Source organism: Amycolatopsis sp. NPDC003861, assembly GCF_053605405.1.
On record NZ_JBSGJD010000071.1, the window covers coordinates 20,694 to 38,213 of the forward strand.

Below are 17,520 nucleotides of genomic sequence, written 5' to 3' on the forward strand. Positions count from 1 at the left end.
GCGGTCAGCGGGCCACGACCTCCGGGACCGCGTGCAGCTTGCCGTCCGCGCCGGCCAGGCAGGAGGCGTTGCCGTCCTTGGCCGCGATGAACTCGGTCAGGCAATTGGCGATCGCCGCGTGGCCGGTCGCGTTGGGGTGGAACGATTCCTGCAGCGCGTGCCCGGCCCGCTCGGCCTGGCCGAGGTCGGCCAGCTGGAGCGTCAGCCGGGTGAACCACTCGGTCGCCGGGTTCGCGCCGCCGCTGCAGGCCTCGTGCTTGACGCCCGCCTTCGCCAGGTCCAGGAACCGCGCCCCGGACTGCTGGGCGGCCGCTTTCAGACCGGCGGACAGGACGCCGATGCCGGTCTGGGCGATCCAGCGCAGGTCTTCGGTGCGGAACGGGCAGCCGTTGAGGCTGCGCAGGTCCTCCGGGAGGTCCGGGCCGATCGGGGCCGCGTAGGACTGCAGGATCAGCTGGTAGTCCGCGGGCACGTACCCGGCCTGCGCCAGGACGGTCTTGACGTCGGAGACGGCCTTGGCGACCTTCGGCACCATTGCGTCCACTTTGGACTTCCAGGTCTGCTTCAGCGCGGTGCTGCACGGCGGGCCGCCGGCGTCGAACCACGCCTTGAAGCAGTCGTTGACCTGGTTGGAGAACTTCGGCTCGTCGTTCGCGCCGACTGCGATCACCACCGCCGCCACCCGGTGGTCCTTCACCAGCGCGGCGAGCTGCTGCGCCTGCGAACCCTCGGTCCACTGCTTGACGTCCCCGAGCGCGACCTGCTCGGCGGGCGCACCGGAACAGCCGAGGTTGACCCGCGCGGTGACGCCCGGGGCGGCGATCTTCTCGACGAAGGCGTTGGGGGAGCGGTGGCACCAGTTGCCGCCTTGCCCGTTGGTGGCGGCGGTGTACTGGCCGGCCCCTTCGCCGGACACGGTGCTGTCACCCATCGCGACGACGGTGAGCGGCCCGGTGCCGGGCGGTCCCTGCCGCGGCTGCGGCTGCCCGGGCTTGCTTTCGGAGCCGAAGAAGACGAAGAAGCCGACCAGCAAGGCCACGCACGCGAGGACGAGGGCTCCCCAGTACCACCGAAGACGACGCATCGCGGTCGATTCTACGGACCGGCCGAGCGGCGGACACGGTGCGTCACCGCAGCCAGGTTCGGGCCAGTCGGACGAGCGAGCGTGCGAGGTGTCGTCGAGCTGTGCGTCATCGCAGCCAGGCTCGCGCCAGCCGGACGAGCGACTCCGCCAGCGCCACCGATGACACCTCGCGCTCCTGCCGCCAGTGCCGCACCTGCTCGGCCGACAGGGCCGCGAGCAGGACGTCCGCGGCGATCTCGGCGTCCTCCGCGCCGCCCGCTTCGAACAGGTGCCGGCAGTGCCGGCGCCACAACGTGTGCGCGCCGGTGCGGAAGCGGGCGCCCGTGGTGGCGGTCTCCGACAGCAGTACCAGGTCCAGCTGGCGGTCCAAGAGCTCCAGGTACGCCTCGATGAACGCGCCGAGGCGGTCGGCGGGCTCCGCGCCCGGGCCCAGCGGGGGCGGGCCGGTGATGATCCGCTCCTGGAGTTCCCTTTCGCGCTCGTCGAGCAGGGCCATGGCGAGGCCGCCCTTGTCGCCGAAGCGGCGGTAGAGCGTGCCCTTGCCGACGCCGGCCGCGCCCGCGATGTCGTCCATGGTGACCGCGTCGACGCCGCGTTCGGCGAAGAGCTTCTCGGCGGCCTCCAGGACGCGGATCCGGTTGCGGGCGGCGTCGGCCCGCTCGCGGACGGGGGCGCCGAGCACCGGCAGCTCGGCCGGCGTTGACGAAACGGACTTCGGTCCGCTACGGTTCGAGGACATAAGCGGACTCTAGTCCGATTTCCCGTCCGGCGAAAGCCGGACCTCCCTCCGAGGAGCATCGCCATGCCCGATCTGCTGCACATTTCCGCGTCCCCACGGGGGGAAGCGTCCGAGTCGCTGCGTCTGGCAGCCACTTTCCTGGACAGCTACCGCAGCCAGCACCCGGACGCCGACATCGACGAATGGGACCTCTGGGACGGCTCGCTGCCCGCCTTCGGCCCCGCCGCCGCCCGCGCCAAGATGACCGTCTTCGGCGGCGGCACCCCGCAGGGCGAGGAGGCCGCCGCCTGGGCCGCGGCGCAGGCGGCGTTCGCCCGGTTCGACGCCGCCGACCGGATCCTGTTCAGCGTGCCGATGTGGAACTCCGGCGTGCCGTACGTGCTCAAGCAATTCGTCGACGTCGTCTCCCAGCCCGGCTGGGTCTTCGGCGTGGACCCGGCTTCCGGCTACCGGCACCTCCTGGCCGGCCGCGGCAAGCGCGCCGCGGTCATCTACACCAGCGCCGTTTGGGCGCCCGGGCTCGGTCCGGAGTTCGGCGCGGACTTCCAGGCGCCCTTCTTCACCGGCTGGCTCGACTGGACCGGCATCGACGACGTCGCCGAGATCCGCTTCCACCCCACCCTCACCGGCGATGCCGCCGAACTCGGGCGGATCGCCCACGAAGCCGCCCGCGACACCGCCAAGACCTTCTGAAAGGCCCGCCATGACCGAGACCATCGACCGCGACACGCTCCGCGCCGGGCTGCCCACCGAAAGCGGTCAGCCCGCCTGAGTCAGGTCCGTCGCCGCCGCCAAGCCGGCCGCCACCTCGGCGATCGCGCGGACCGCCGGGTTGTCGTTGCCCGGCAACCACACCAGTTCCGTGCGGGCGACCTCGCCCGCCAGGGGCACGAACGCCACGCCGGTGCGGCGCAGGCTGTGCGACGAGCGGGCCAGCCGGGTCACCCCGACCCCGGCCGCCACCAGGCCGAGCAGGCCCTGCACGGTCGCGGCCCGCTGCACCACCCGCGGGGTGAAGCCGGCCGCGGCGAAGTCGTCGTCGTAGCCGCGGTGCCACGGCTCCCAGCTGCCGCGCGGGGTGAGCACCCACGGCTCGTCCGCGAGGTCGGCCAGCTGCAGCGACACCCGCCCGGCTAGGGGGTGCTCCGCCGGCAGCACCGCGCACACCTCTTCGGTCAGCAACGTCCGGGACACCAGGCCGGCCACCAGTGGCGGCCGGGTGAACGCCAGGTCGAACCGGCCCTCGCGCAGGCCCTCGACCAGCTCGGCGATCGACGCCTCGGCCGTCGTCACGGCCAGCCCGGGCAGCCGTTCCCGGACCGCCCGCACCACCGGCGGCAGCAGGTAGTTCGCCGTCGTGGCGAGGAAGACGAGCCGGACGTCGCCGATCTCGCCGCGGACCGCCCGGCCGAGCGTGGTGACGGCTTCTTCGGCGCGGGCCAGCACCGCGCGGGCCTCGGGCAGGAACAGCCGGCCGACGGCGGTGAGCCGCGTTCCCCGCGCGTCGCGGTCGAACAGCCGGACGCCGAGGGCCCGCTCCAGCACGGTGATCTGCTGGGACAGCGACTGCTGGGCGAGGTGCAGCCCGGCGGCGGCGCGGGTGAAGCTGCCGGCCTCGGCCACCGCGGCGAAGTAGCGGAGCTGCCGCAACTCGGGGGTCACAGGCTCAGACTGTAGCCGCGCCAGGACATCGGTGTTGGCGCCCCGGCCAAGATCGTCGTCAGGATGGAAGGGAGGAAAGCACTGGGAGGACACGGAAAATGACGAACACCGACGGCCGGGTCTGGCTGATCACCGGCTGCTCCGCCGGCTTCGGCCGGGAGATCGCGCTGGCCGCGCTCGCCGCGGGCGACCGCGTGCTGGCCACCGCTCGCCGGCCGGAAACCCTGACCGAACTGCAGGATCGCGGCGGCGACCGGCTCCGGACCGCCGCCCTCGACGTCACCGACGCCGGGCAGATCGACACGGCGGTGAAGGCCGCGCTCGAGGCGTTCGGCCGGATCGACGTGGTGGTCAACAACGCCGGCAGTGGGTCGGTCGGCGCGGTCGAGGAGCTCACCATGGACGAACTGCGCGCGCTGATGGACGTGATGTTCTTCGGCGCGGTCGCGGTCACCAAGGCCGTGCTGCCGCACCTGCGCGCGCAGGGCAGCGGCACGGTCGTGCAGATCAGCTCGATGGGCGGGCAGCTCTCCCTGCCCGGCTACGGCGCCTACTGCGGGACGAAGTTTGCGCTGGAAGGGATCTCCGAAGCCCTGGCCGCGGAGGTGGCGCCGTTCGGGGTGCGGGTGCTGATCGTCGAGCCGGGCGCGTTCCGCACCGAGTTCGGCGGCGGCCGCATGCACCGCTCCCGCACGATCGACGCCTACGCGGTGTCGACCGGCGGAACGCGCGATGCGGTCGAGAACATGGACGGCACCCAGCCCGGTGACCCGGCCAAGGCCGCCGCGGCGATCGTGCGTGCGGTCGGCAGCGACGACGCCCCGCTGCGGCTCGCGCTGGGCGCGGACGCCGTCGAAGCCATCCGCGCCCACCACGAGGCCGTCACGGCGGACCTGGCCGCCTGGGAGGAGGTCAGCCGGGCCACCGCGCTCGGCTAGGACTGCGCGGGGTCCTGCAGCACGCCGAGGACGTTGCCGTCGGCGTCGGTGAAGGTCGCGACCAGGCGGCCGTTGCCGACGTCCTTCGGCGCGTCCTTGACCGTCCCGCCCGCCTTGGTGATCTCGGCGAGCTTCGCCTCGATGTCGTCGACGTGCCAGTAGGACACCGGCCCGGTCATGCCCTGCTGCGCGCCGTTCGGCACCAGCCCGATGTGCTGGCCTTCGACGTCGTAGCCGACGTAGTAGGGCGCGTCGGCCTGCGGCTCGACGCCCAGCAGGGCGGTGTAGACGGCCTTGGCGGCGGCCAGGTCGGTGACGGGGTGCAGGACGGTCTTGATCCCCTGGGTGCTCATCTTCGGTGCTCCTGAAGTCGTGGTCTGCGGTACGTCGTAGACGCTATGACCGGCCCGCTGACCAGCGCTTCTCGATTCCTGATCGGTTGGCGCGGCCACCGCCGCTACACTCCGGACCGGCATGCGGACGGCGATGGGGGGACCGCGGTGAGCGGGAACAGGGTGCTGGTGACCGGGGCGAGCATCGCGGGGCCCGCGCTGGCCCACTGGCTGCGGCGGCGGGGCGCCGAGGTGACCGTCGTGGAACGGGCGCCCGGGCTGCGTCCCGGCGGCCAGGCGGTGGACGCGCGCGGGGTGGCCAAGGACGTCATCCGCCTGATGGGGCTGGAGGCGCCGGTGCGCGCGGCCCGCACCGAGACCGCCGGCGCGCACACCGTGGCCGCCGACGGGACCGTGCTGGAGACCTTCAGCGCCGAGGACGACGGCGGCGACGGGTACATCGCGGACATCGAGATCCTGCGCGGCGACCTGTCCCAGGTGCTCTACGACGACACCCGCGAGCACGTCGAATACCTCTTCGGCGACCGGATCGCCGAGCTCGCCCAGGACGCGGACGGCGTCGACGTCACCTTCGCGAGTGGCGCCCGGCGGCGCTTCGACCTGGTGATCGGCGCCGACGGGCTGCACTCGGCGCTGCGCGGGATGGTCTTCGGGCCGCGCGAGCGGTTCGTCCGCCACCTCGGGATGGTGCTGGCCTTCTACAGCGTGCCCAACGAGTTCGGGATCGACCGCTGGATGATCGACTACCAGCACGAGGGGCGTTCGGCCGGGCTGCGCCCGCTCAAGGACCCCACCCGGGCGATGGCCATGCTGTCCTTCCCCGCCGACGGCTTCGACGTCGACTACCGCGACATCGACGCGCAGAAGGAGTTGCTGCGCGCGCGGATGGCCGGCCTGGGCTGGCGGACGGAGGAGATCCTCGCGCACCTGGACGACACCCCGGACTTCTACCTCGACCAGGTCGCCCAGGTGGTGCTGGACCGCTGGTCGTCGGGCCGCGTGGGCCTGATCGGCGACGCGGCGTTCTGTTCGTCCCCGATGTCGGGTGGCGGCACCGGACTGGCGCTGGTCGGCGCCTACCTGCTGGCCGGCGAGCTGGCCGCCGCCGGGTGGGACCCGGAGGCGGGGTTCGCCGCCTACGAGACGCGGATGCGCCCGTTCGTCGAGGCCAACCAGGAGATCGGCCGGCTGCACGTGCAGAGCCGCGAGGCCGGTGCGGACGCCGAGCCCGACATGGAAGCGCTCATGCCGCTGATCGAGCGTGCGCTCAACGGCGTGGAGCTGCCGGACTACGCGGGCGTGCCGGACGCGGGGGCGCGGGTCAGTCCAGCAAGGCCGTGAGCACCCCGTCGAGCAGGCGGACGCGGCGGTCGGCGATGCGGTGGACCTCCTCGTCGTGGGTGGCCACGATCACTGCCGCGCCTTCCGCCGCGCACTGGCGCAGGAGGCGCAGGACCCGGGGTGTCGAGCCCGCGTCCAGGTGCGCGGTCGGTTCGTCCGTCAGCAGGACCCGTGGGCGGCCGGCGACCGCGCGGGCCAGCGCCACCCGCTGCTGCTGGCCGAACGACACCTCCAAGGGATAGCGGTCGCCGAGGTCGCCGATGCCCAGCTCGTCCAGCAGGCCACCCACCCGCTCGGCGATCGCCGGCGGCGACGGGCGCGGCACGTCCGACCGCAGCCGCAGCGGCAAGGCCACGTTCTCCGCGATCGTCAGCTCGTTCGCCAGCCCGAGCGCCTGTGGCAGCACCGCGCAGGTGTGCCACGGCGGCGCGCCGTCGATCGGGACGCCGTCGAGGAGCACGCAGCCGGAATCGGGGGAGTCGAAGCCGCACAGCAGGGCCAGCAACGCGCTCTTGCCCGAGCCCGACCGGCCCGACACCGTCACCAGCTCGCCCGCGCCCACCCGCAGTTCCAGCCCGCGCAGCACCTCGATGTCGCCGCTGGGGTGGGCGAAACTGCGGCGCAGCCCGACCGCTTCCACGAGTGTCATGCCGGCAGCTCCCGTTCTTCGATGCCTTCGAGCACGCCCTTGTGCAGCCGGGCCACCCGCGCGCCGAGGTCGATCAGGCGTTCGTCGTGCGAGGCGACCAGGACCGCGAAGTCCTGGTCCACCAGGTACTGCAGGGTGTCGAGCACCAGGTCCGCCGATGCCTCGTCCAGTTGCGACGTCGGCTCGTCGGCGAGGATCACCGTCGAGCGCGCGGCCAAAACGCACCCGAACGCCAGCCGCTGCTGCTGCCCGCCCGAGAGCGCGGCGATCTTCCAGCCGCCGGTGCCGTGCAGGCCCAGCTGCCCGAGGATGTCCTCGGCGTTGCACTCGGTCCCGGCGGCCTCGGCCGCGGCGTGCAGATTCTCCGCGACCGTCAGGTAGCCCAGCAGGTTGTCGCTCGGGTTCTGGAACACCAGGCCCAGGTGGTGGCGCCGCAGCGCCCGCCGCTCACGGTGCTTGAGCTTGCGGACGTCGGCGCCCTGGAACGTCAGCGTGCCGCGCGCGGGCTGCTCGAACAGCCCCAGCACGCGCAGCAGCGTCGACTTCCCCGACCCCGACGGCCCGGCCAGCACGGTCATCCCGCGAGCGGGTACGTCGAGGCTGACGTCGTCGACGCCGGTGACGACCCCGGCCGGCGTCGGGTAGTCGACGCCGATGCCGCGCAGGGAAAAGATGGGCTTCTCAGGCACGGATCAGCTCCGCGGTCCGGGCGGTGCGCACCGAGCGCACCGCGATCCAGCCGGCCAGCGCGACCACCGCCACGCCGATCACCACGACGGTCAGCACGAACGGCAGCGGATCCGGCAGCTCCGAGCGCGGCGCGAGGAACGTCGCCGGGTCGAACCGGGGCACCGACAGCCCCGCCACCGAAACCCCGCACACGACCCCGACCACGATCGCCAGCCCGCTCAGCGCCCCCAGTTCCATCAGGTGACTGGCCAGCAGCGTCCGCGGGCGCATGCCCATCCGCAACACCAGCGCCCCGGCCAGGGCGTTCTGCCGCCGCCGGACTTCGACCGCCACCAGCAGCGCCAGGATCGCCACCACGCCGAGGACCGCGCCCAGCAGCGCCACGAACGAGAACGTCCACGCCACCACGAAGAACGGCAGACCGTCCAAAGCGGACTCGCGGCTGATCCGGTTCGGGATGAACACCCCCGCCGCGCGCAGCGCCGCGGTCGCCTCCGCCATCGGCGCGGTCGTCAGCACGCTCCACTTCGGAATGCCGTCCAGCTGCGCGTGGGTGAGCACCGTGCGCGAGACGACGTAGCCGGGGGAGGTGCCGATCATCGGGAACACCGGCAGGTCACCGGCGACGACCGCGTCGGGCAGGTCGTCGGGCAGCTTGGCGTTCTGCTTGGCCGTGTGCCCGACCCGGATCACCGGCGTGCCGCGCGGATCCGGCTGCGAGATCTGCTGCAGGAGCCCGGTCAGGTCGTCACCAGGGATGTGTTCCACCGCCGCACCGCGGGCGAACGTCACCGGGTCGACCACCAGCACCACGCTGCCGGTCCCGGTCAGCTCGCCGACCACGGTGCTGCCCCCGGCCAGCGACGGGGGCATCGCGACCTGGCCCATGCCGAGCGGGCTGTCGGTGTCGAGGCGGGCGTTGCTGCCGACGAAGATCGCCGACTTGGTGTCCAGGGCCTCCTCCTGGCCGCGGGCGATGCCGATCCCGGTGGCCAGCGTGCCGATGGCGAGCGTTCCGATGACCAGCACCCCGGTCACCGGGGCGCGGGCGCCGGCCAGCCGCCGGATCGCCAGCTGCAGCGCCGGGCGCGACCAGAACCGGGCCCGGTGCGAGGCGTGCAGGGCCAGCCACGCCAGCCGCGCGGTCAGCAGCCCGACCGTCAGCACCACGAACACCGGGTAGGTCAGGGCCAGCGGGTCGACCTGGGGGAGGGGATTGCCCAGCCGGGACGCCGTGCCGTAGTGCGCCAGCCGCGTCCAGCCCAGCCAGGCCATGCCCGCCGTCGCCAGCTCCCACGGGAAGTACGCCAGCAGCCGCACCCGCTTGCCGCCGCGGCGCACCCGGCCCAGCTCGAACTCCCGGTGCACCCGCACCGCGACGACCAGGGCCAGCAGCACCAGCGACACCGCCAGGGTCCCGGCCGCGACGCCGACGGCGGTCAGCACGGCGGCCGGGTCCGGGGCGCCGGGCGGGCCGTACACGCCGAGCAGCAGCCGGGCCGCGACCGCGCCCGCCGCCCCGCCGAGCAGGATCGGCAGGCCCAGCTCGGCGACGGCGAGCCCGCCGAGCGCCGCCGGGCCGCTGCCGCGCGCGGAGAGCAGCCGCAGCTGGGCGTGCCGCCGCTGGTACCACTGCAGGGCCACCGTGCCCAGGCCGGCGCAGCCGACCAGGACGCTGATCAGCGCCAGCGGCAGGATCGAGACGAACACGTTCTCCTGGGCCTGCCGGGCGATCTGCACCGAGCGCTGGAACGTCGGGACGTCGGCGGCGATCAGCGAGCCGAGGCCCTGGGCGGTCAGGTCGGCGCGGACGTCGGCGACCAGGTCCTGCGAGCGCTGCAGGAGGTCTTCGGCGGCGCTCAGCGTCGTCGGCGCCGGCTCGTAGAAGGAGACGTGGAAGTACTGCATCGTCGGCAGGCCGATGGCCCGGATGGTGTCGTCGAAGGTCTTGCGGTCGGTGGCGAAGACGATCGAGTCGATCGGGTCGTCGACCAGCCGGTCGATCACGGCCCCGGACTGCTGCGAGCACCACCACCGCGGCGGCGGGTCGAGCAGGTCGCGGTAGATGCCGGTGACCGGCGGCAGCGGCACGCCCTGCAGGCTCGGTTTCGTGCCGACGCCGATGTGCTCGGCGTCGGCCACCACGTTGCCCAGCCACAACCCCGGCGCCCGCGTGCCCTGCTGCAGCGTCAGGTTGTCCAGGCCGACCTGGTCGCGGTAGCCGAAGCGGACCTTGTAGTGCGGGTCGCCGTTGAACTCGGTGCCCCGCAGCACGGTGGTGAACTCGCCGACGACGGGCGCGCCGAACCCGTGCGCGGCGGCGTGGCGCTGGATCGCGCCGGTCACCGCCGGGATGTCCTGCACCGGCATGTTGCCCTTGCCGAACATCGGGCCGTAGCTGTCCGGGCAGGTGATGCCCGTCTGGTACGCGACGGTGGCCCCGCCGGCCGCGGACGCCTGCAGCACCGCGGCCGTGCCGAGGAAGCACGCCAGCAGCGAGGTCACGGCCGCCACTATGAGCGTCAGCGGGCTGGAGAGGGCGGCCTTCGGGGCGGCTCGCCACGGCTTGGTCACTCTGCGTCGTCCATTCTTCCCCCACATCACCCGCATGGACCAGGACGCTACCGGCCACCTCGGAGAGTTGGAACGTTTTTGTCACGATCGTTGCCCACTCGGTGGGCTCGCGCCGGGCTGCCTTCCCGCGCAATCGCCGCCGCCATCCGGCCGGTTTAGTGGTCTGGACCTTGACGCACCGATTGGTCTGGTCCAATCCTGAAAGCGTTCCCGCCGTGCCACGCCGCCGCACGGCTCCCGCCGGCTCAGGAGCGCAGATGCGTCGACGCAGACCTTTCTCCCGATTGTCCGTTTCCCTTGCCCTGGCGGCGTTCTCGGCCGGTTCCCTGGTCGCCGCCGCCGGCACCGCCCAGGCCGCCACGCCGCTGCCCACGCACGTCTTCGCGCCCTACTTCGAAGCCTGGACCGGCGAGAGCCCCGCCGCGCTGGCCCAGCAGTCCGGCGCCAAGCACCTCACGATGGCGTTCCTGCAGGCCGCCACCAAGGGCTCCTGCACGGTGTACTGGAACGGCGACACCGGAATGCCGATCTCCACCGGCGTCTTCGGGGCCGACATCGCCACCATCCGCTCCCGCGGCGGCGACGTCATCCCGTCCTTCGGCGGCTACACCGCCGACAACACCGGCACCGAAATAGCCGACAGCTGCACCAACGTGGACTCGATCGCCGCCGCCTACGAGTCGGTGCTCACCACCTACGACGTCCCCCGGCTCGACATGGACATCGAGGACAACTCGCTGACCAACTCGGCCGGGATCGACCGCCGCAACAAGGCGCTCAAGAAGGTCCAGGACTGGGCCGCGGCCTCCGGGCGCTCGCTGCAGATCTCCTACACCCTGCCCACGACCACCCGCGGCCTCGCCGACAGCGGCCTCGCCGTCCTGCGCAACGCCGTCGCCAACGGTACCCGCGTCGACGTCGTCAACCTGATGACCTTCGACTACTACGACAACGCCGCCCACCAGATGGCCACCGACACCCAGACCGCCGCGGCCGGCCTGGTCTCCCAGCTCGGCTCGCTCTACCCGGGCAAGACCCAGGCCCAGCTGTGGGCGATGGCCGGGGTCACCGAGATGATCGGCGTCGACGACTTCGGCCCGGCCGAAACCTTCACCACCGCCGACGCGGCCACCGTCTACAACTGGGCCGTGGCCAAGGGCATCAACACGCTGTCGTTCTGGGCGCTGCAACGCGACAACGGCAGCTGCCCCGGCGGCGCCGCGGCCGACAACTGCTCCGGCATCGCCCAGGACACCTGGTTCTTCAGCCACGCCTTCGAGCCCTTCACCGGCGGCACGTCCGTGCCCGGCAACGACTTCTCCCTCGCCGCCACCCCGGCGTCGGCCGCGGTGGACCCGGGCGGTTCGGCCTCGGCGACGGTGAACACCGCGGTGACGTCCGGCTCCGCCCAGCAGGTCACGCTGTCGGTCACCGGCGCACCCGCCGGCGTCACCGCGGCCGTCAGTCCCGGCACGGTGACCGCGGGCGGCAGCGCGACGCTCTCGGTGGGCACCACCGCGGCCGCCGTCCCCGGCGTCTACCCGCTCACCGTGACCGGCACCGCCGCCTCCGGCAGCCACAGCACCACCTTCACCCTCACCGTCAAGGGCACCCCGCCCGCGGGCGGCGTGGTCAACGGCGGCTTCGAGACCGGCGGACTGAGCCCCTGGACCGCCCCCGGCGACGCGATCGTCGCCACCCCGGCGCACTCGGGCACCCACGCGCTGCAGGTGACGCCCACGGCGTCGGCCACCGGCGAAGCCGCGCAGAACGTGACGCTCGCCCCGAACCACGCCTACACGCTCACGGCGTGGGTGCAGGGCAGCTACGCCTACGTCGGCGTCCGCGGCGGCGCCACCGGGAGCGCGTGGACCTCCGGCAGCGGCTGGACGAAGCTGTCGGTGCCGTTCACGACCGGCGCGTCGGGTGCGGTGACCGTGTACGTCCACGGCTGGTACGGCCAAAGTGCCGTCTACGCCGACGACTTCGCGGTGAGTTGAGGCTTTCGGCGGCGGTCCGGTTGCGCAACACGGAGGTTGGCCGGGCCGCCGCCGGCCGCCAGACTGCGCGGGACGATCTTTCGCGCCCGCCTGGAGGAACCGATGCCGCACATCCCGCTCGACCCGCAGTCGCCCGGCATCCGGTCGCTGTTCGCGTTCCGGCCCGAGACCGCCGTCCCGCTCAACCACCTGGCGCAGACTCTCCTGCGCGGCCCGAGCAGCCTGACCGTCGGCGAGCGCGAACTGATCGCGGCGGTGGTGTCCCACGGCAACGAATGCCGCTTCTGCCACGGCAGCCACGCCGCCGCCGCGGCCGAAACCCTCGACGGGGGCCGCGCGGTGGTCGACGCGGCCTGCGCGGGGATCGACGACGCCCCGGTGGGGGACAAGCTCAAGGCCCTGCTGCGGATCGCCCTCGCCACCCGCGAAACCGGGCGCGCGGTGACGCCCGAGCTGATCGAGGCGGCCCGCGCCGAAGGCGCGACCGACGTCGAGCTGCACGACACCGTCCTGATCGCGGCGGCGTTCTGCATGTTCAACCGCTACGTCGACGGCCTCGCCACGGTGGCCCCGGACGACCAGGCGGTCTACGACCAGATCGGCAAGATGCTCGCCACCGAGGGCTACGGCGGCTGAGCCGGGCGCCCGGCGTCGGCTAGGCTCCCCCCGGAACATTGAGGGGGGAGCTTCGATGTCGCGATTCGTCAAGCCCGCACTGTGGACGGCCGGGGTGCTCGCCACCGGCCTGCTCGCGTTCTGGCTGCTACTGGCGCTGGACATCCCGTACCGGAGCACCGCCACACCGGCGTCGGCCACTCCGGCACCGGCGGCCACTTCGGCGCCGCCCGTGCCAGCGCCACCGGCGGAGCAGCTCGCGTGGGTCACCGACGTCCGGCCGGGCCCCGACGACCGCAGCGCCGTCCTGCACGTCGACCTGCCCACCTGCGCGGGAGCACCGCACGCCCGGGTCACCGAGGACGGCAACCGCATCGACGCCGAGATCCTGTTCCGGCCGCCGGAGGGTACGAGCTGCGGACAGGCACCGGCCGATTTCCCGGTCAAGACGGCGGCACCGATCGGGGACCGGCCGTTCATCGTCAACGTCAACCAGACCTGGGGACTGGTGTCCGGCGCTTGGAAGAAGTGCGACGAACGCCTCGGCTGCCACCCGCCCGCCGATCACTGCAACCCGGCGTGGATCGCGCAACTGGAGTTCAGCGCCGAAGCCGAGTACCCCGGCACCACCCGGGCCTGCGACCAGAGCTGGCTGATCCACGACCTGCAACGGCACAGCGGCGAGCCCGCGACCCGGGTCGCCTACCGCTGGGCGGGCACCGGCTGGACGAGCGTCGCCGGGGCGAAGGGTGGCGGCTGCGGGGAAATCCTGGCCGCCGAACCGAAGTTCCCCACCGCCCTCTGCACAAACCTCACCCCTCCGGGATGAGCTACTGGAGGACGGCGATCGGCAGGATGACCAGTTCGCCGCTGTCCGGCCGCCACGCCTGGCTCTTGCCGAGGCAGCGCGCGTTGAACTCGCCCCGCGGCACCTCCTTGCGGCGCAAGTGGCCGTCGTGGCAGGCCACCCGGACCCACGCGTCGTGCCGGCCGATCCGCGCGTGCAGCACGACCTCGTCGCCGGACTCCTCGGCCACGGTGAACTTGCCCTGCACGACCACGTAGCCGTCGTGGATCTCCGACAGCCGCGGTGAGCCCGTCCGGCGCCACGCCCGGTCGCCCTGCACCGACCGGGCCGGCAGGTTCGCGTGCACGACGCCGTGCTGCGCCTCCAGGGACTGCAACGCCAGGCCCAGCAGCGTGTTCGCGGTGACGTGCACGTCGTAGCTCGTCTCCGTCTCGTGCCCGCGGTTGGCGCCACGGCCGAGCTTGAACCACTGGCTGGTGAATCCGAACGAGCCGTCGGTGCTGCGGTTGACGAACTCGCGGATCGTCCGCTTGGCGATGTCGCCGTAGCCGCCCTGCTGGCACAGCTCGATCACCCGCGGCTCGTCCAGGTAGAACGGCAGGCCGGGCAGGATCACCGGGCGGCTGCGCCTCAGCACCCCGAGCACCAGCACTACGAGCGCCAGCACCGCGGCCAGCGCGGTCACCACCCAGAGCACACCCCACCAGCCGAGCACCGACCACAGCATGGCCCTATCGACAGCCACGAAGCTCCCTCACCGCCTCCGTCAACGATTCCGCGGCGCCGTCGACGACCCGCCCGCCGGTCGCGGCGGTGGCCCGGGCCAGGTCGGCCGGGTTCGCCTCGCCGAACCGGATCGCGAACGCCGGCCCGGCGTCGTGCCGGCCGGCCAGGAACCCGTCCAGGCCCGGGCCGGCGTTGTTCTCGCCGTCGGTCATCAGCACGATCGACGCCCCCGGCTTCGCGATCCGGTAGGCGTGCTCGAGCGCGCCCCAGATCGCCGTGTACGGCCGCAGGTCGGCCGACCCCACGACCGCCTGCAGCGCGTCGGCGTCTTCCCGGCGGGACACGGTGACCGTGCGCTCCTCCAGGACCTCGCCGGCGAACCGGATGATCGTCACGGTCTCGCCGGCGTAGAAGCGGTCGAACCCGGTCAGCGCGGCGAACGCCCGGCGCAGCGCCGCCACCCGCGGCCCGGCCATGGACAGCGAGTAGTCCAGCACGTAGATCACCTGACGGCCGGTGCGCGCGCGGTCGTAGGCCTGCAGCAGCCGGTCGAGCACCTCCTGGTGGTCCGGGAAGTACAGCGGGTTCCCGATCGGCGCCGCCAGCGGCCCGGTGCGCGGCACCGCCGGATCGGCCGGGCGCCGGAACGTCCGGTCCATGATCGCCCGCTGCGCCGACGGGCCGCGCAGCCACTGCACGACCCGGTCGTAGGCCGCGCGCTTGTCCGGGTTCAGCAGCATCAGCGGGTAGTCCGCGAGCACGATCCCGTCCCGCGGGTAGACGACTTCGAGGGGCTCGCGCAAGCGGCCCGAGGCGTTGAGCGCCAGGATCGCCGACTCCGGCGCGACGATGCCGCCCGCCTCGTGCTGGCGGCGCACGTACTCCTCGGCGACGTCGGCGGCGTCGAACGCCCGGCCCGCGAGGAAGCCCTGGATCCGGTCGCACCGGACGTCCTCCGGCCGCAGCGCAGCGCCCGTCCCGGCCGCCGCGGTGGCCACGCCGATCAGGGCGGCCAGCCCGCTGCCGGAGACGTGCGGGTCCGCCATGCCGAACCGCAGCTCGCCGCCGGCCGCGCGATCGGCGATGTCCGCCCACGTCGGCTGTGCACCCAGCTTCGCCGCCTCGCCCGGCTTCACGCCGAGCACCAGCGGCGAGAGCATGATCGACGTCGCCAGCTTCGGCTCGGTCCCGCGCAGCCGCAGGAACCGGCCGGTCGAGAGCCAGGCCAGGTCGAACCCGCGGTTCAGCTCGGCGGTCGCCGCCACCGTGCCGCGGTAGTCCAGGACCAGTTCGACGCCGGTGTCGCGACGCAGGTCCGCCAGCACCGGGCCCAGATCGGCGAGCTCGCTGGTGGCCAGCACGGTGAGCTTCGTGTCGGCCGGCTCGCCGGGACTGCACGCGGTGAGCAGGAGCAGCAGCACCAGGGCGGCCCTCACCACCGGCAGCCCCCGATCTCGGCGACCATCCGCCGGAACTCGGCGTCGCGGGGCAGCCAGGTCTCGGTGTCCCCGATCGCGGCCGCGGGTTCCGGGATGCCGCGCTCCTTCAGGTAGCCGGCGAAGTCGAACTGCGCGATGTCGGCCGAGTACACGTGGAACCCGAGTTCGACGGCCCGCCGGCGCAGTGCGGGATCGGACATCAGCAGCGCGCCGATCGCGTCGCCCTCGGGGCTGAACGAGATGAAGTCGGGCGCGGTCTGGTGCTGGGCGCTGGGGTACATCAGCACCCGGTCGGCGTCGAGGGCCGAACCGTTGTCGAGCCGCCGGTTCTGGTAGGCGAGGTACTGGTGCTCGTAGATGACCGCGACCGTCGCGAAGCTGCGGCCTTCCGGCACGAAGTACTTCGGTGCCATGTCGTCGCTGTGCTGGCCTTCGGCGTCCAGCATCGGCTTGATGCCGCGGGCCTGCTCGACGGCTTCGGCTTCCGTCGCCGCCGGCTGCGCGTAGCGTGCGAAGGCGACCAGGCCGACGTAGGCGGCGCCCGAGTAGCTCCGGCACGGGTCAGGCGACTGGACGAGCAGCCGGTTCGCGCTGAGACCGGGGCCGTAGTCCCGCCAGCGGCCCCGGCCGGCCACGAGCGCCATCAGCTTGTCCATCTCGACGCTGTAGTACAGCGGCCGGTCCCCGGCGGACCGCCGTTCGGCCACTTCGGCCGCGACCAGCGCCTCGGCGTAGTCGCGGAAGGTGGCCAGCACGAGCGGCGTGAAGAACGGCTTGTACCCGACCGCGTGCTTGCCCTGGCGACGCTCGTAGACGCGGTCGGCCGCGGCCTGCCCGGAGGGGAACACGAACTGGTAGCCGTCCAGGTCGGCGGTCTCGGCCAGCTCGAACGAGCCGGCCGGGGTCACCTGGACCTGGTAGCCGTGGCTCATCAGCAGCCGCTTGACCTGCTCGTCCTCGAAGAAGTCCCGTTTGGACGCGATCATCGCGCGGACCACGGTGATGTGCTTCAGCGGCCCGGTGACGTGCCCGGCGAACAGCAGCGCGACGAACCCGAGCACGAAGACCCCGGCCGGCGGCACGAACCAGGACAGGAACCGCCGTCGCGTGTCGACGACGTCGAACTTCGGCTCGTCCACCCCGGCCCCCTCGGCCCCTCGGACTCCGTACCGGGTCATTGAACGAGAAGGCCGTCCGCACCGGCCACGGCATCCGCCGAAATAGGACCGAACGGACCATCGGTTTTTCCGGGAACGGAAGCGGTTTGGAAGCCGGATCCCGCAGAATGCGGGGGAACGCGAAGGAGCTCATCGATGAAACGTGCTGTAGCTGCCGCTTTGCTCACCGCGGCCGCGCTCGCCGTGCTCGCCCCCGCGGCGTCCGCGACGAACGACCCGTCGCCGGTCGGCGGGGTGGGAAGCGGTCCCTACATCGGCGATGTGCCGAAACCCGGCCCTGGGGGCCGGTGACCACCGTGGTCACCGCCGGATGCCCGCGTCAGGGCACCAGCACCACGCGGCCCGGGCGGTTCCACGCCCGGGCCGCGTCGTGCAGCGGGACGCGCTCGTACCCGGCCGTGAGCGCCCCCGTCAGCGTCTGCGCCACCACCGTCAGCAGCGCTTCGCGGCGCTCGCCGGCGGTGAGCTCGTTGTTCGTGTAGCCGAGGATCCGCAAGGACCGGCTACGCAGCAGCGCCGAGGGGACCGGGCACACCTCGCCGGCCGCGCTGCCGAGGTTGACCAGCCGCCCGCCCGGACGCAGGGTGTGCAGCGCCGCCGCGGCCGGGAGGCCGCACACCGGATCGACCACCAGGTCGACCGGGCCGGCCACCGCCCCGAGCCGCTGCGCGAGGGTTTCGGCGTCTTCGCCGCCCTCGAGCCGGACCGCGGCGTCCGCGCCGAG

General features: G+C 73.0%; 18 protein-coding genes. 7 read left to right on the forward strand and 11 right to left on the reverse strand.

All coding sequences use genetic code 11. The features are described from left to right. Nucleotides 1-4 precede the first annotated feature (4 nt). Together ACWEVN_RS19445 and ACWEVN_RS19450 are read right to left on the reverse strand one after the other, a co-directional pair. Nucleotides 5-1,084, reverse strand: coding sequence for a GDSL-type esterase/lipase family protein (locus ACWEVN_RS19445; RefSeq protein ID WP_449684874.1), 1,080 nt, complete (start codon nucleotides 1,082-1,084; stop codon nucleotides 5-7). A gap of 106 nt (nucleotides 1,085-1,190) precedes the next feature. Then, nucleotides 1,191-1,823, reverse strand: a complete 633-nt coding sequence (locus tag ACWEVN_RS19450; RefSeq protein ID WP_452052147.1) for a TetR/AcrR family transcriptional regulator — start codon at nucleotides 1,821-1,823, stop codon at nucleotides 1,191-1,193. Between the two features lie 63 nt (nucleotides 1,824-1,886). On the opposite strand from ACWEVN_RS19450, the gene ACWEVN_RS19455 reads away from it, so the two are divergent. Further along, the gene (locus ACWEVN_RS19455) at nucleotides 1,887-2,516 is read left to right on the forward strand and encodes an FMN-dependent NADH-azoreductase (protein ID WP_452052148.1); all 630 of its coding nucleotides are present in this window, start codon (nucleotides 1,887-1,889) and stop codon (nucleotides 2,514-2,516) included. Between the two features lie 66 nt (nucleotides 2,517-2,582). On the opposite strand, the gene ACWEVN_RS19460 is transcribed toward ACWEVN_RS19455, so the two are convergent. Further along, nucleotides 2,583-3,485: a LysR family transcriptional regulator gene (locus tag ACWEVN_RS19460; RefSeq protein WP_452052149.1), complete on the reverse strand. Its 903-nt coding sequence runs from the start codon at nucleotides 3,483-3,485 to the stop codon at nucleotides 2,583-2,585. Between the two features lie 98 nt (nucleotides 3,486-3,583). Here ACWEVN_RS19460 and ACWEVN_RS19465 point away from each other — a divergent pair, with 98 nt between their 5' ends. After that, nucleotides 3,584-4,423 carry an oxidoreductase gene (locus ACWEVN_RS19465; RefSeq protein ID WP_452052150.1) on the forward strand — a complete coding sequence of 280 codons (840 nt, stop codon included), beginning with the start codon at nucleotides 3,584-3,586 and terminating at the stop codon, nucleotides 4,421-4,423. Here ACWEVN_RS19465 and ACWEVN_RS19470 read toward each other — a convergent pair. Beyond that, nucleotides 4,420-4,776 (reverse strand): VOC family protein, encoded by a 357-nt coding sequence (locus ACWEVN_RS19470; RefSeq protein WP_452052151.1) that lies wholly within the window; start codon nucleotides 4,774-4,776, stop codon nucleotides 4,420-4,422. The two genes, ACWEVN_RS19465 and ACWEVN_RS19470, sit on opposite strands and share 4 nt — an antisense overlap. A gap of 147 nt (nucleotides 4,777-4,923) precedes the next feature. Between ACWEVN_RS19470 and ACWEVN_RS19475 the strand changes: the two genes are divergently transcribed. Continuing rightward, entirely contained in the window at nucleotides 4,924-6,117 is a 1,194-nt protein-coding gene (locus ACWEVN_RS19475) for an FAD-dependent monooxygenase (RefSeq protein WP_452052152.1), read from the forward strand. On the opposite strand, the gene ACWEVN_RS19480 is transcribed toward ACWEVN_RS19475, so the two are convergent. Genes ACWEVN_RS19480 through ACWEVN_RS19490 form a run of 3 tightly spaced genes read right to left on the reverse strand, consistent with a single transcriptional unit; the run spans nucleotide 6,098 to nucleotide 10,030 of the window. Continuing rightward, nucleotides 6,098-6,766 (reverse strand): ABC transporter ATP-binding protein, encoded by a 669-nt coding sequence (locus ACWEVN_RS19480; RefSeq protein WP_449684882.1) that lies wholly within the window; start codon nucleotides 6,764-6,766, stop codon nucleotides 6,098-6,100. The genes ACWEVN_RS19475 and ACWEVN_RS19480 overlap by 20 nt on opposite strands. Beyond that, on the reverse strand, nucleotides 6,763-7,455 hold the full coding sequence (locus ACWEVN_RS19485) for an ABC transporter ATP-binding protein (RefSeq protein ID WP_310972912.1): 693 nt from the start codon (nucleotides 7,453-7,455) through the stop codon (nucleotides 6,763-6,765). Before ACWEVN_RS19485 ends, ACWEVN_RS19480 begins: the two co-directional genes overlap by 4 nt. Further along, the gene (locus ACWEVN_RS19490) at nucleotides 7,448-10,030 is read right to left on the reverse strand and encodes an FtsX-like permease family protein (RefSeq protein ID WP_452052153.1); all 2,583 of its coding nucleotides are present in this window, start codon (nucleotides 10,028-10,030) and stop codon (nucleotides 7,448-7,450) included. The genes ACWEVN_RS19485 and ACWEVN_RS19490 overlap by 8 nt, the downstream gene beginning before the upstream one ends. A gap of 284 nt (nucleotides 10,031-10,314) precedes the next feature. Here ACWEVN_RS19490 and ACWEVN_RS19495 point away from each other — a divergent pair, with 284 nt between their 5' ends. The 3 genes from ACWEVN_RS19495 (at nucleotide 10,315) to ACWEVN_RS19505 (ending at nucleotide 13,474) form a co-directional block, all read left to right on the forward strand. Then, a complete protein-coding gene (locus tag ACWEVN_RS19495; protein WP_452052154.1) occupies nucleotides 10,315-12,030 on the forward strand; it encodes a glycosyl hydrolase family 18 protein in 1,716 nt (571 codons plus the stop codon). 102 nt (nucleotides 12,031-12,132) lie between these two features. Then, nucleotides 12,133-12,666, forward strand: coding sequence for a carboxymuconolactone decarboxylase family protein (locus ACWEVN_RS19500; protein WP_449684885.1), 534 nt, complete (start codon nucleotides 12,133-12,135; stop codon nucleotides 12,664-12,666). Nucleotides 12,667-12,721: 55 nt separating this feature from the next. After that, complete coding sequence (locus ACWEVN_RS19505; RefSeq protein ID WP_452052155.1) at nucleotides 12,722-13,474, forward strand: hypothetical protein; 753 nt, start codon at nucleotides 12,722-12,724, stop codon at nucleotides 13,472-13,474. Nucleotide 13,475: 1 nt separating this feature from the next. Here ACWEVN_RS19505 and ACWEVN_RS19510 read toward each other — a convergent pair whose 3' ends face one another. From ACWEVN_RS19510 to ACWEVN_RS19520, 3 genes are read right to left on the reverse strand one after another with little or no spacing between them, the layout of a single operon-like run. Further along, nucleotides 13,476-14,198, reverse strand: a complete 723-nt coding sequence (locus ACWEVN_RS19510) for a hypothetical protein (protein WP_449684887.1) — start codon at nucleotides 14,196-14,198, stop codon at nucleotides 13,476-13,478. Further along, complete coding sequence (locus tag ACWEVN_RS19515) at nucleotides 14,185-15,615, reverse strand: substrate-binding domain-containing protein (RefSeq protein WP_452052156.1); 1,431 nt, start codon at nucleotides 15,613-15,615, stop codon at nucleotides 14,185-14,187. The genes ACWEVN_RS19510 and ACWEVN_RS19515 overlap by 14 nt, the downstream gene beginning before the upstream one ends. Beyond that, entirely contained in the window at nucleotides 15,612-16,757 is a 1,146-nt protein-coding gene (locus ACWEVN_RS19520; RefSeq protein WP_452052157.1) for a hypothetical protein, read from the reverse strand. The genes ACWEVN_RS19515 and ACWEVN_RS19520 overlap by 4 nt, the downstream gene beginning before the upstream one ends. Nucleotides 16,758-16,931: 174 nt before the next feature. Between ACWEVN_RS19520 and ACWEVN_RS19525 the strand changes: the two genes are divergently transcribed. Next, nucleotides 16,932-17,087 (forward strand): hypothetical protein, encoded by a 156-nt coding sequence (locus ACWEVN_RS19525; RefSeq protein ID WP_158104622.1) that lies wholly within the window; start codon nucleotides 16,932-16,934, stop codon nucleotides 17,085-17,087. Between the two features lie 28 nt (nucleotides 17,088-17,115). On the opposite strand, the gene ACWEVN_RS19530 is transcribed toward ACWEVN_RS19525, so the two are convergent. Next, nucleotides 17,116-17,520 (reverse strand): zinc-binding dehydrogenase (locus tag ACWEVN_RS19530; RefSeq protein ID WP_452052158.1); only part of this gene is annotated, 405 nt, incomplete at its 5' end.